We start from the raw sequence: 12,144 nt of genomic DNA, 5'->3' as shown, positions 1-12,144 counted from the left end.
CGTCACCAGTTGCCCAGCACCCGATCGACCTCGATGACGATGACCACCCGCTCCGGGTTCGGACGGGGCTCGCGGTAGCGCTCGGCATACCGACGCACCGCATCCGCGACGGTCGCCGCATCGGTCGCCACGCGGCTCGGTCCTTCGAGGGTGATCCAGTGCCGGCCGTCCACCTGACTGACCGCGGCCCGACCTCCGCGCGCGGCGTTGCGCACCTTCTGCGAGGCCCGGTTCGTGATGACCCGGACGAGAAGCGCTTCGGGATCCCAGGAGAAACCGACGGGCACGACGTGCGGAGAGCCGTCCGACCTCAGGGTGGTCAGCGTTGCCAGGTGTCGAGCGCGCAACATGTCGAGCGCGGCAGGGGGCAGTGCCGCGGGGTCGGTGGCCATCCCTGGACGGTAGCGCCGGCCGGCTGCGGGGTGCGGCACACTGACACCTCGTGAGCGAGCATCCCCTGGGTGACACCCGACCGCGGATCATGCCGGCCGACCAACCGACCTCCCGCCGGGCCAACCTGCGGTGGTGGAACGCCGATGCCGACACCTACCACGAGGAGCACGGCAGCTTCCTGGGCGACGCGGAGTTCGTGTGGTGCCCGGAGAACCTCCACGAGGACGACGCTGCGCTGCTCGGACCCGCTGCGGAGCTGGCCGGGATGCACGTGCTGGAGGTCGGGTGCGGCTCGGCGCCGTGCGCGCGTTGGCTGGCGGCGCGCGGGGCCCTGGTGGTGGCGTTCGACCTGTCGGACGGGATGCTCCGGCACGGCCAGGCGGCTGCCGATCGCACCGGGATCACGGTCCCCCTCGTCCAGGCCGACGTCTGTGAAATGCCCTTCGCTGCAGCATCTTTCGACGTGGCGTTCTCGGCATTCGGTGGCATCCCGTTCGTCGCCGATTCGGCCGGGGCGATGCGTGAGGTGGCCCGCGTCCTCCGTCCGGGTGGTCGGTGGGTGTTCTCGGTGAACCACCCGATGCGATGGATCTTTCCGGACATCCCCGGCGAGGTGGGGATGACCGCGATCCAGTCGTACTTCGACCGCGCTCCCTACGTCGAGGTCGACGCCGACGGTGTCCCGGCGTACGCAGAGCATCACCGCACGATGGGCGATCGGATCCGCGAGCTGGTCGCCGCCGGGTTCGTACTGGAGGACGTCGTTGAGCCGCCCTGGCCGGAGGGCTTCGAGGGGACCTGGGGTCAGTGGAGTCCGGAGCGCGGCGAGATCTTCCCCGGGACGGCGATCTTCGTGGCGCACAAGGCCTGAGCGTTCCCAACCCGGCCCTTCCCGCTGGTGACGAGCGCGCCGCCGGCCTCCTCGCTGGTGACGAGCGCTGTTGCTGGTGTCCGGGACGCCCTTGTTGCAAGCAGCTGCCCGTTTCACCAGCGGAAGGTACTGAGCGGGTGCGGGTTCCTCGAGTTCACCGGCTGTTCGGCTGGGGGTCCTACACTCCGACGCATGTCAGCCAGGACGATCTCCGACGAGGTGATGATCGACCGTTCGAGCGCCGTCCCGCTGTACCAACAACTGGCAACGCAACTGACCGACGCGATCTCCGACGGGCGCCTGCAACCGGGGGACGCGATCGAGAACGAGATCGATCTCGCCGAGCGTCTCACCCTCTCCCGGCCGACGGTGCGGCAGGCGATCGCCGAACTGGTGCAGCAGGGTCTGCTGATCCGGCGACGGGGCATCGGGACGACGGTGGCCAACCGCGTCATCCATCGCAGGGCCGAGCTGACGAGCCTGCACGAGGACCTGGTGCGGGAGAACCGTGCTCCGACGACATCGGTCCTGACCCACCGCACCGTGACCGACCAGGACGCGGCCGCCGCACTGGGGCTGCCGCCGGACACGCCGCTGCTGCACCTGGTGCGGCTCCGGTTCGCCGAAGCCAGTCCGTTGGCGGTGCTGCAGAACTGGCTGCCGGCCGCGCTGGTCGCCGACCCGACACCGAGTTCCCGGGATCTGGAATCCGTCGGGCTGTACACGCTGCTGCGCGAGCGCGGCATCCGCCCGACTGTTGCCCGGCAGAGCATCGGCGCCCGGGTGCCGACGGTGCGGGAGCGCCGGCTGCTCGAGCTGCGCGGCAACGCACCGGTGCTCACCATGACCCGCTCCGCCTATGCCGCCGACGGCACGCCGGTCGAGTTCGGCTCACACTCCTACCGCGCAGACCAGTACACGATCGACGTCCTGGTGCACGAACGCTGACGCCCGACGGGCGTTCATCCCGACACGCCGGAGGCGTCCAGCCGCGCATGGTCATGTCAGGACAAAGTGTTGACAGCGGTACCGAGCGTCCGGTTCGGTGGACGACAGTGGGCCATCGTGGTCCCGCACGAGTGAAGAGGATCAGCATGCGCATCGGATTGGCCGGAGCCGGACGGATCGGCGCCTTCCACGCAGCCACCCTGCAGCACCTTCCCGCGGTCGAGCAGGTGCTCATCACCGATGCCGTGGCCGACCACGGTGCTCGGGTCGCCGCAGGTCTGGGCGCCGAGTACGTCGACAGCTTCGAGGCCCTGCTCGCTGCCGCACCCGACGCGCTGGTGATCACCACCCCCACGGCGACCCATGCCGACCTGATCATCGCCGCGGTGGACGCCGGCATTCCGACGTTCTGCGAGAAGCCGGTCGCCGCGTCCCTGGAGCGGACCGTCGAGGTGGTCCGGCACGTTGAGGCGGGCGGGGTCACCGTGCAGATCGGATTCCAGCGTCGCTTCGACGTCGGATTTCGGGCCGCCGCTGCCGCCGTGGCGTCGGGCGAGCTCGGGTTCGTCCACCACCTCCATGCGTTGACCGGGGACGCCGCTCCCCCGCCCGCCGCGTACATCCCGATGTCCGGTGGGTTCTTCCGGGACTGCAACGTGCACGACTTCGACGCCGTCCGCTTCGTCACCGGGCACGAGGTCATCAGCGTGCACGCCGTCGGAGCGAACCGCGGCGAGCAGTTCTTCCGCGACGCCGACGACATCGACTCAGCGGCGGCGATCCTCACCCTGGACGACGGCACGTTGGCCACGGTCATCGGAACCCGGTACAACGCCGCCGGGTACGACGTGCGGATGGAAGTACTGGGCAGCGCAGGGTCGGTCGCCGTCGGACTCGACCAGCACACCGCACTGCGCTCCGCCGAGCCCGGCACGGACTTCCCCGTCGGCCCCTCACACCCCACTTTCATGGAGCGCTTCCTGCCCGCCTACGTCAGTGAGCTGACCGCCTTCACCCGGGTCGTCGCGGGCCTGGAAGCCAACCCGTGCACCGCCCGCGACGGCCTGCAGGCCTTCCGGATCGCCGAAGCTGCCGACAGGTCCCGGCGCTCCGGCCGGACCGTCCTGCTGTCCGACGTCCCGGACGCCTGAGGCCCGTCATCCACCACACCACCCACCACACCGTCGCCCACCACGCTGCCTCCCACACCGAATCGAGCACCACATGACATCGAGCACCGCATGACATCGAGCACCGCATGACCCAGGCCGCTCCCGGCATTCTCGACCGGGCCGCCGCCGCGCCCATTTCCTGGGGCGTATGCGAGGTGCCGGACTGGGGGTGGCAGTACGAACCCGACGCCGTGCTGCGCCAGATGCGGGACGTGGGCGTCAAGGCGACCGAGTTCGGTCCGGACGGATTCCTGCCCACCGAACCCGCTGCCAAGGCAGAGGTGCTGCGCGCCAACGCTCTGGCAGCGGTCGGCGGCTTCGTGCCGGCGATCCTGCACGACCCGGACCACGATCCGCTCCCCCAGATCCGGCGTGAGCTCGAAGGGTTCCTCGCCGCAGGCGCCGGCACCATGGTGCTCGCCGCGGCCACCGGCCGGGAGGGGTACGACGAGCGACCGACGCTCGATGCCGCCGGATGGGTGCGACTGGTCACCTCGCTGGACGCGATCGCCGCTGTCACCGCCGAGGCGGGCGTGTTGTCGACACTGCACCCGCACGTCGGCACCATGGTCGAGACCCACGACGACGTGCAGCGGGTGCTCGACGGCGCCGCGATCGGTCTGTGCCTGGACACCGGGCACCTGATGATCGGTGGGACCGACCCCGCCGAACTGGTGCGCGAGCACGCCGATCGGATCGCGCACACCCACCTCAAGGACGTCGACGCCACCTGGGCCACGCGGGTCCGGGCAGGCGAGGTCAGCTACACGGACGCCGTTCGCAACGGCATGTACCGGCCGCTCGGTGACGGAGACGTCGGGATCGCCGGGATCGTCTCCGCGCTGGAGTCCCGCGGCTACACCGGCTGGTATGTGCTGGAGCAGGACACCATCCTGGCGGGCGATCCCGGGTCCGGCGGTCCGGTCGAGGACGTCCGCCGCAGCCTCGCGCACCTCGCGCAGATCGCCGACGACCTGACTGCCGCGAGCAGTCGATGACCGCTGTCGACAGTGCCGCACCACCTTTCGACGTCCTGACGATCGGGCGGGTCGGAGTGGACCTCTACCCGATGGACATCGGAGTTCCCCTGCCGCAGGTGCAGACGTTCGGGAAGTTCCTGGGCGGCAGCGCGACCAACGTCGCAGTCGCCGCCGCGCGACACGGGCTGCGGACCGCGGTCATCACCAGGACCGGCGCCGATCCGTTCGGTGAGTACGTCCACCAGGCGCTGCGGGGGTTCGGGGTCGACGACCGGTTCGTCAGTCCCGTCGAGGGTCTGCCGACCCCGGTGACGTTCTGCGAGATCTTCCCGCCGGACGATTTCCCGCTGTACTTCTACCGCAAGCCGACCGCGCCCGACCTGCAGATCCACCCGGACGAACTCGATGCGGCCGCGATCAGGCACGCCCGGATCTACTGGTCGACCGTCACCGGCTTGTCCGAGGAACCCAGTCGCGCAGCGCATTTCGCTGCCTGGGAGCACCGTGGTCGGCGGCCACTCACTGTGCTCGATCTGGACTACCGGCCGATGTTCTGGGCCGAGCCCGAGCAAGCCCGCGTCCAGGTGGCAGCAGCCCTGGGCCATGTCACCGTTGCGATCGGCAATCAGCAGGAGTGCGAGATCGCCGTCGGTGAGACCGATCCGGACCGGGCTGCCGACGCGCTGCTCGAGCGCGGGGTGGAGCTGGCCATCGTCAAACGCGGTCCGGACGGGGTGTTGGGCGCGACCGCCGACGGACGCGTCACGGTGCCGCCGTTCCCGGTCGAGGTGGTCAACGGCCTCGGGGCCGGCGACGCCTTCGGCGGTGCCATCTGTGCCGGGCTGCTGCAGGGCTGGGAGCTGGAGCCGATGCTCCGGTTCGCGAACGTGGCCGGCGCCATCGTCGCGGCTCGCCTCGAGTGTTCGTCCGCGATGCCCACCACCGACGAGGTCGAGCAATGTCTGACCGCGGGATCCATGGTGGTGAGCCGGTGAGTGCTCCGCGATCGATCCCGACACTGGACGTCACCGCGCTGACCCGCACCCGGCTGCGCACCCCGGGAGCGATCCGGGAGACCTGGGGGGCGCGCACCGCCGGCTCGCTACCGGCGGACGATCGGCTGCTGATCGTCGCCGCCGACCACGGTGCGCGCAACGCACTCGGCGTCGGCGGCGACCCGATGGCGATGGCCGACCGCGGAGATCTGTTGCAGCGCTTGATGATCGCCCTCACGCGACCTGGTGTCGACGGAGTGCTGGGTACCGCCGACATCCTGGACGATCTGCTGATGGCCGGTGCCCTCGACGGCAAGATCGTGCTCGGATCGATGAACCGCGGCGGCTTGCAGGGAGCGTCCTTCGAGCTGGACGACCGGATGACCGGGTACACCGCCGCCGCGATCGAGGCAGCCGGACTCGACGGCGGCAAGATGCTGCTGCGCATCGACCCCGCTGATGTCGGCACCCTGTCGACGCTGCAGAGCTGTGCGGTCGCGGTTGGTGACCTGGCAGCACGCGACAAGATGGCCATGCTGGAGCCGTTCTGGAGTACCCGCCGGGATGGCGCGGTGGTCAACCTGCTGGACGCCGACCACGTGATCCGCTCCGTGCAGATCGCCTCCGGGCTGGGCGACACCAGCGCGCACACCTGGCTGAAGTTGCCGGTGGTGCCGGAGCTGGAGCGGGTGATGGCGTCCACGACCCTGCCGACCCTGCTGCTCGGCGGCGATCCGACCACCTCCCCGGAGCAGACCTACGCCGCGTGGGGCGCCGCACTGGCGATCGATCCGGTCCGCGGCCTGATCGTCGGACGGGCACTGCTCTATCCACCAGACGGCGATGTCGGCGCAGCCGTCGACGTCGCCGCCGGGCTGGTCCACGGAACCACCAACGGGAGGACGGCATGACGACACAGAGCCAGGGCCGGTGGGTCCGACCGGCCGGCAGCACCGCGGGCGACGGCTGGCAGACCAGGATCGAGCCCGACGGCGCCGACTGGCACCACACGGGTCTGCTGGTGGCAGACCTGGCCGCCGGTGAATCCAGGGAACTCGACACCGACGATCGGGAGTACCTGGTGGTGCCGCTCAGCGGGGGCTGCACCGTCTCCGTCGACGCGTTGGAGTGGACCCTGCAGGGCCGCGCCGACGTGTTCGCCGGAGCGACCGACATCGTCTACGCCCCACCGGGATCCCGGGTCCGGATGACCGCCGACAAACCCGCCCGGATCGCTGTACCGTTCGCGGTCGTCCCGGCCGGCCGGGCCGTCCCCGAGCCGCATCGGATCGACGCCGACGACGTTCCGGTCGAGATGCGCGGCACCGGTGTCGCCTCCCGCGAGGTGCGCAACTTCGGCACGCCGGCGACCCTGCAGGCGGCGTCCATCATCGCCTGTGAGGTGCTCACCCCCGCCGGCAACTGGTCGTCCTGGCCACCGCACAAGCACGACGAACACCTCCCGGGTGTCGAGAGCGAGCTCGAGGAGATCTACTACTACGAACTCGCCGCCGTCGACGGAGCGCCGCAGAGCGCCGCAGCGATCGGCTACCAGCGGGTCTACGGCACAGACGACCGACCGTTCGACGTGCTCGCCGAGATCCGCACCGGCGACGTGGTGTTGATCCCGCACGGTTGGCACGGACCGTCGACCGCGCCCCCCGGGTACGACCTGTACTACCTGAACGTGATGGCCGGACCCGGACCGGAGCGCGCCTGGCTGATCACCGACGACCCGGCGCACGGCTGGGTACGCAGTCGCTGGGAGCACGAGACGGTCGATCCGCGACTGCCCTTCGGAGGGACCCGATGACCGCCACCCCGGCCGCTACCGCGACGGAGCGGCTGACCGTCGCGCAGGCCATCGTGAAGTTCCTCGGCGTCCAGTACTCCGAACGTGACGGTGAGCGGCAGCGGCTGATCACCTCGGTGTTCGGGATCTTCGGGCACGGCAACATCGCCGGTCTCGGTCAGGCGCTCTGGCAGGACGAGCAGCTGCACCCGGGAGTGCTGCCCTACCGCCAGTGCCGCAACGAGCAGTCGATGGTGCACACCGCGGTCGCCTACGCCCGCACCCGCCGGCGCACCCAGATGATGGCGTGCACCACGTCAGTCGGACCGGGGGCGACGAACCTGGTGACGGGAGCCGCCCTGGCCACCGTCAACCGGCTGCCGGTGCTGCTGCTGCCGGGTGATGTCTTCGCCACCCGCGCCTCGGGAACGGTGCTGCAACAGCTTGAATCCCAGCGTGGGCACGACATCTCGGTGAACGACTGTCTGCGCCCGGTGTCGGTCTTCTTCGACCGGGTCTGGCGTGCGGAGCAGCTGCCGTCCATCCTGCTCGGCGCGATGCGGGCGCTCACCGATCCGGCCGACACCGGGGCCGTGACCATCGCCCTGCCGCAGGACGTCCAGGCCGAGGCGCACGACTGGCCGGTGGAGCTGTTCGCCGAGCGCACCTGGCACCTCGACCGCCGACCGCCCGAACACCGGGCGATCGTCGCTGCGGCGCAGGCGATCCGCGCGGCGCGGCGGCCGTTGCTCGTCGCGGGCGGCGGGGTGCACCACTCCGCTGCCGAGGATGCTCTGCGAGCGTTCGCGGACGCCACCGGGATCCCCGTCGCGGAGACGCAGGCGGGCAAGGGCTCGCTGCCCTACGACCATCCGCGGGCGTTGGGAGCGCTCGGCGCCACCGGGACCACCGCAGCCAACTCCGTTGCTGCTGCCGCAGATCTGGTGATCGGCGTCGGCACCCGGTGGAGTGACTTCACCACAGCGTCGCAGACCGTGTTCGCCGCGGACGACGTCGCCTTCGTCAACATCAACACCTGCGTCCCGGATGCGCACAAGCTGTCCGGACTCGCGGTGACGGCCGATGCGCGCGAGGCGGTGCTCGCCCTGTCCGCTGCGCTGCAGGGGTTCTCGGTCGACGCAGCGCTCAGCGGCGAGGACCGGGCCCTGGCCGCGGACTGGGACGCGACGGTGGCCGCGGCCTACGCCGTCGCGGATCCGTCGGCCCCGCTCGGCCAGTCCCAGGTGATCGGGCTGGTCAACGAGCTCACCGGTCCGGCCGACGTGGTGGTGTGCGCTGCCGGCTCGATGCCGGGCGATCTGCACAAGATGTGGCGCACCCGGGACAGCCTGGGCTACCACGTGGAGTACGGCTTCTCGTGCATGGGATACGAGATCGCCGGCGGCCTCGGCGTCAAGATGGCCGAACCCGACCGTCAAGTGGTGGTGATGGTCGGCGACGGGTCGTACCTGATGCTGTCGACGGAGATCGTGACTGCCGTTCAGGAGGGCATCAAACTGGTGATCGTCCTGGTGCAGAACCATGGCTACGCCTCGATCGGGGCACTGTCGGAAACCGTTGGTGCGCCGCGGTTCGGCACGAACTACCGCTTCCGGGACGAGGCCACCGGAACGCTGTCGGGCGGGACCCTGCCGGTCGATCTGGCCGCCAATGCAGCCAGCCTCGGAGCCGACGTGCTGCGGGCCTCCACCGCGGCCGAGTTCGGCCCGGCGCTCCAGCAGGCGTTGGCCTCCGAACGGACCACCGTGGTGTACGTCGAGTGCGGGCTCGCCACCGGCAGCCCGTCCAGCGAAGCCTGGTGGGACGTCCCGGTGGCCGCGACATCAACCCTGCCGGAGACAGCAACTGCCCGACGTGACTACGATCACGCTCGGTGTGCACAGCGGCAGTTCGTTGCCCCCTTCGTCAGCGCTCCCTCGATCGACGACCGCTCTGACACCACGCCGTCCTGACCAGACCGTCACCCACCCATCCACCCCGTGCACCACCCCAGGAGGAACGATGAAGTTCCGTAGGTTCGGCATCCTCGCCGCAGCAGTCGCTGTCACCCTCGTCGCCGGCTGCAGCAACGGCGCGCCCGCGGCATCCAGCACCACCGCCCCCGCCGGGAGTTCCGGCTCGGGCAACCCCGCCCCTGCAGCCTCGGCCATCACCGTCGCCGTCATCACCCACGCCGCTCCCGGTGACAGTTTCTGGGACGTGGTGAAGTCCGGAGCCGAGGCGGCCGGCAAGCAGGAGAACGTCACCGTCACCTACGCCGGTGACCCCGACCCGGCCAAGCAGAGCCAGCTGATCGACAACGCGATCGCCCAGGGCGTGCAAGGGATCGCGGTGTCGATGGCCAACCCGGACGGCGTCAAGGACGCCATCGCGCGGGCCACGGCCAAGAACATTCCGGTGATCACCATCAACTCCGGTCTCGAGCAGTCCAAGGCATTCGGCGCCATCACCCACGTCGGGCAGAGCGAGGAGCTCGCCGGCGAGGGTGCCGGCAGCAAGTTCAAGGAACTCGGCGGGACGAAGATGCTCTGCGTGATCCACGAGGCCGGCAACGTCGGGCTCGAGCAGCGCTGCGCGGGCGCTGCCAAGACCTTCGGGTCGGTCGAGAACCTCCAGGTCGATGTCAGCAACGCCGCCGACGCGCAGAACACGATCAAGTCGAAGCTGCTGGCCGACAAGAGCATCGACGCCGTGCTGACGCTCAATCCGGTGATCGGCAAGGCCGCGGTCGCCGCCGTCGGCGAGGCCAAGAGCACCGCCAAGATCGCCACTTTCGACGTCTCCACCGACGTGCTGGACGCGGTGATCGGCGGCCAGATCCTGTTCGCTGTCGACCAGCAGCCCTATCTGCAGGGCTATCTGCCGGTGGTCTTCTTCGCGCTGAAGGTCCGCAACGGCAACGACGTCGGTGGCGGGCAGCCGGTCTACTCCGGGCCCGGCTTCGTGACCAAGGACAATGCCGCGCAGGTCAAGCAGTTCGCTGCAGCCGGAACCCGGTAGCAACCGTGCCTTCCTCACGCACCGATTCCGCTCTCGGCAGGTCGGATCCGCCGGCGACGGGCCGGACGGTCGATGACGACCGCACCGGCCGTGACGCCGTCGGAGTGCGGATGCTGCGCCGGCCTGAGGTGGGTGCGGCGGTCGCGGCCTTGATCATCTTCGGGTTCTTCAGCATCCGCACCGATGCGTTCCTGTCTCCCGCCGGGGCGTCGACCTGGCTGGAGTCGTCGGCTCAGTTCGGCATCATGGCGGTTGCCGTCTCACTGTTGATGATCGGCGGCGAGTTCGACCTGTCGGCGGGCACCATGGTCGGCACCTCCGGACTTGTCGTCGGTGTGTTGACCACCCAGTGGCAGCTCAACATCTGGCTGTCGGTGGTCGTCGCGCTGGTGATCGCGCTCGGTATCGGCGCCCTGAACGGATGGCTGGTGGTGCGCACCAAGCTGCCGAGCTTCATCGTGACCCTGGGGACGTTCTTCGTCCTGCAGGGGGTGAACCTGGCCGGCACGAAGGCGATCACCGGCCAGGTGTCCGTCCAGGGATTCGCCGACGTCCCAGGCTTCTACGACCTGCGGTGGCCCTTCGGCTCGTCGACCGCGTTCGGCGACTTCACCCTGCAGATCTCGGTGATCTGGTGGGTGGTGGTGACAGCGGTCGCCACCTGGGTGCTGTTGCGCACCCGGGCGGGCAACTGGATCTTCGCCGTCGGCGGCGATGAGAACTCCGCCCGGCAGGTCGGTGTCCCGGTGCTCCGGACGAAGGTCGGGTTGTTCATGACGACCGCGGCGGCGGGTTGGCTGGTCGGCATGCTGCAGCTGTTCAAGACCAGCACCGTGCAGGCATCCACCGGTGTCGGCCAGGAGTTCATCTACATCATCTGCGCGGTGGTCGGCGGCTGCCTGCTGACCGGCGGGTTCGGGTCGGCGATCGGCGCCGCGCTCGGTGCGCTGATCTATGGCATGACCTACCAGGGCATCGTGTTCGCGCAGTGGGACAACGACTGGCTCAAGGCCTTTCTCGGCGTGATGCTGCTGGGCGCAGTGCTGGTCAACAACTGGTTGCGACGACGGGTGGAGGCTCGAAAATGACCATCCCGGAAGGAGAACGTGAGCTGACCGAGGACGTCGGCGCGCCGGAGCTCGATCCGACCGTGACCGGTCCTGCGGCGAACGCCCCGGCCCTGCCGGCTGCGCATCAGGTGATCCTCGAGGCTGTTGGGCTCGGCAAGACCTACGGCACGGTGCTCGCGCTGCAGGACGTCTCGACCACCGTCAGGGCAGCCGAGGTCACCTGCGTGCTCGGCGACAACGGAGCCGGCAAGTCGACGCTGATCAAGATCTTCGCGGGCGTCCACCAGCACTCCCAGGGCACGTTGCGCATCGACGGCGACGTCCGCACACTGAGCAGTCCACGGGAGGCGCTGAGCGCCGGCATCGCCACGGTGTACCAGGATCTGGCGGTGGTCCCGCTGATGCCGATCTGGCGGAACTTCTTCCTCGGCTCCGAACCGCGCCGCGGGGTAGCGCCGATCCGGCGGCTCGACGTCGCGTTCATGAAGCACACCACCCGGTCCGAGCTGGCCAAGATGGGCATCGATCTGCGCAGCGTCGATCAGCCGATCGGCACGCTCTCCGGTGGTGAGCGGCAGTCGGTGGCCATCGCCAGGGCGGTCTACTTCGGGGCGAGGGTGTTGATCCTCGACGAGCCGACCGCCGCTCTCGGCGTGAAGCAGGCCGGAGTGGTGTTGCGCTACATCGCGCAGGCCAGGGACCGCGGCCTGGGCGTCGTGTTCATCACCCACAATCCGCACCACGCGTTCCCGATCGGCGATCGCTTCCTGCTGCTGTCCCGCGGCCGCAGCCTCGGCGAGTACGCCAAGCAGGACACCACCATCGACGAGCTGACCCGGCAGATGGCCGGCGGCGCCGAGCTCGACGCACTGGCCCACGAACTGCAGCGCCGCTGACAATCT

At 69.7% G+C, this 12,144-nt stretch carries 12 protein-coding genes; 11 read left to right on the top strand and 1 reads right to left on the bottom strand.

Annotated features, from left to right (window positions below):
• Positions 1 to 2 precede the first annotated feature (2 nt).
• Positions 3 to 392 (bottom strand): TIGR03618 family F420-dependent PPOX class oxidoreductase, encoded by a 390-nt coding sequence (locus ABLG96_RS09905; RefSeq protein ID WP_353651159.1) that lies wholly within the window; start codon positions 390 to 392, stop codon positions 3 to 5.
• An 89-nt stretch (positions 393 to 481) separates the two neighbouring features.
• On the opposite strand from ABLG96_RS09905, the gene ABLG96_RS09900 reads away from it, so the two are divergent.
• From ABLG96_RS09900 to ABLG96_RS09850, 11 genes are all read left to right on the top strand, one after another.
• Positions 482 to 1,264 carry a class I SAM-dependent methyltransferase gene (locus ABLG96_RS09900; RefSeq protein ID WP_353651459.1) on the top strand — a complete coding sequence of 261 codons (783 nt, stop codon included), beginning with the start codon at positions 482 to 484 and terminating at the stop codon, positions 1,262 to 1,264.
• A 192-nt stretch (positions 1,265 to 1,456) separates the two neighbouring features.
• Positions 1,457 to 2,212: a GntR family transcriptional regulator gene (locus ABLG96_RS09895; RefSeq protein ID WP_353651158.1), complete on the top strand. Its 756-nt coding sequence runs from the start codon at positions 1,457 to 1,459 to the stop codon at positions 2,210 to 2,212.
• 146 nt (positions 2,213 to 2,358) lie between these two features.
• On the top strand, positions 2,359 to 3,363 hold the full coding sequence (locus ABLG96_RS09890) for a Gfo/Idh/MocA family oxidoreductase (RefSeq protein WP_353651157.1): 1,005 nt from the start codon (positions 2,359 to 2,361) through the stop codon (positions 3,361 to 3,363).
• Positions 3,364 to 3,470: 107 nt separating this feature from the next.
• On the top strand, positions 3,471 to 4,382 hold the full coding sequence (locus tag ABLG96_RS09885) for a sugar phosphate isomerase/epimerase (protein ID WP_353651156.1): 912 nt from the start codon (positions 3,471 to 3,473) through the stop codon (positions 4,380 to 4,382).
• Entirely contained in the window at positions 4,379 to 5,359 is a 981-nt protein-coding gene (gene iolC / locus ABLG96_RS09880) for a 5-dehydro-2-deoxygluconokinase (RefSeq protein WP_353651155.1), read from the top strand. Before ABLG96_RS09885 ends, iolC begins: the two co-directional genes overlap by 4 nt.
• Positions 5,356 to 6,270 carry a deoxyribose-phosphate aldolase gene (locus tag ABLG96_RS09875; RefSeq protein WP_353651154.1) on the top strand — a complete coding sequence of 305 codons (915 nt, stop codon included), beginning with the start codon at positions 5,356 to 5,358 and terminating at the stop codon, positions 6,268 to 6,270. Before iolC ends, ABLG96_RS09875 begins: the two co-directional genes overlap by 4 nt.
• Positions 6,267 to 7,172 (top strand): 5-deoxy-glucuronate isomerase, encoded by a 906-nt coding sequence (gene iolB, locus ABLG96_RS09870; protein ID WP_353651153.1) that lies wholly within the window; start codon positions 6,267 to 6,269, stop codon positions 7,170 to 7,172. The genes ABLG96_RS09875 and iolB overlap by 4 nt, the downstream gene beginning before the upstream one ends.
• The gene (gene iolD, locus ABLG96_RS09865) at positions 7,169 to 9,124 is read left to right on the top strand and encodes a 3D-(3,5/4)-trihydroxycyclohexane-1,2-dione acylhydrolase (decyclizing) (protein ID WP_353651152.1); all 1,956 of its coding nucleotides are present in this window, start codon (positions 7,169 to 7,171) and stop codon (positions 9,122 to 9,124) included. The genes iolB and iolD overlap by 4 nt, the downstream gene beginning before the upstream one ends.
• A 49-nt stretch (positions 9,125 to 9,173) precedes the next feature.
• The gene (locus tag ABLG96_RS09860; RefSeq protein WP_353651151.1) at positions 9,174 to 10,172 is read left to right on the top strand and encodes a sugar ABC transporter substrate-binding protein; all 999 of its coding nucleotides are present in this window, start codon (positions 9,174 to 9,176) and stop codon (positions 10,170 to 10,172) included.
• Positions 10,173 to 10,282: 110 nt separating this feature from the next.
• Complete coding sequence (locus ABLG96_RS09855) at positions 10,283 to 11,260, top strand: ABC transporter permease (protein ID WP_353651458.1); 978 nt, start codon at positions 10,283 to 10,285, stop codon at positions 11,258 to 11,260.
• Positions 11,257 to 12,138, top strand: a complete 882-nt coding sequence (locus ABLG96_RS09850) for an ATP-binding cassette domain-containing protein (RefSeq protein WP_353651150.1) — start codon at positions 11,257 to 11,259, stop codon at positions 12,136 to 12,138. The genes ABLG96_RS09855 and ABLG96_RS09850 overlap by 4 nt, the downstream gene beginning before the upstream one ends.
• The last annotated feature ends 6 nt before the right edge of the window (positions 12,139 to 12,144 follow it).

It is taken from the genome of Nakamurella sp. A5-74 (assembly GCF_040438885.1).
Lineage (GTDB): Bacteria > Actinomycetota > Actinomycetes > Mycobacteriales > Nakamurellaceae > Nakamurella.
Note: the sequence above shows the minus strand (reverse complement) of the source record. Positions and strands in the feature narration are given on the sequence as shown.

Coding starts and splice junctions, on each gene's coding strand:
- iolC (WP_353651155.1), top strand. CDS start 4,379: ATGACCGCTGTCGACAGTGCCGCACCACCTTTCGACGTCCTGACGATC.
- ABLG96_RS09885 (WP_353651156.1), top strand. CDS start 3,471: ATGACCCAGGCCGCTCCCGGCATTCTCGACCGGGCCGCCGCCGCGCCC.
- ABLG96_RS09855 (WP_353651458.1), top strand. CDS start 10,283: ATGCTGCGCCGGCCTGAGGTGGGTGCGGCGGTCGCGGCCTTGATCATC.
- ABLG96_RS09850 (WP_353651150.1), top strand. CDS start 11,257: ATGACCATCCCGGAAGGAGAACGTGAGCTGACCGAGGACGTCGGCGCG.
- ABLG96_RS09895 (WP_353651158.1), top strand. CDS start 1,457: ATGTCAGCCAGGACGATCTCCGACGAGGTGATGATCGACCGTTCGAGC.
- iolD (WP_353651152.1), top strand. CDS start 7,169: ATGACCGCCACCCCGGCCGCTACCGCGACGGAGCGGCTGACCGTCGCG.
- ABLG96_RS09900 (WP_353651459.1), top strand. CDS start 482: ATGCCGGCCGACCAACCGACCTCCCGCCGGGCCAACCTGCGGTGGTGG.
- ABLG96_RS09860 (WP_353651151.1), top strand. CDS start 9,174: ATGAAGTTCCGTAGGTTCGGCATCCTCGCCGCAGCAGTCGCTGTCACC.
- iolB (WP_353651153.1), top strand. CDS start 6,267: ATGACGACACAGAGCCAGGGCCGGTGGGTCCGACCGGCCGGCAGCACC.
- ABLG96_RS09905 (WP_353651159.1), bottom strand. CDS start 392: ATGGCCACCGACCCCGCGGCACTGCCCCCTGCCGCGCTCGACATGTTG.
- ABLG96_RS09890 (WP_353651157.1), top strand. CDS start 2,359: ATGCGCATCGGATTGGCCGGAGCCGGACGGATCGGCGCCTTCCACGCA.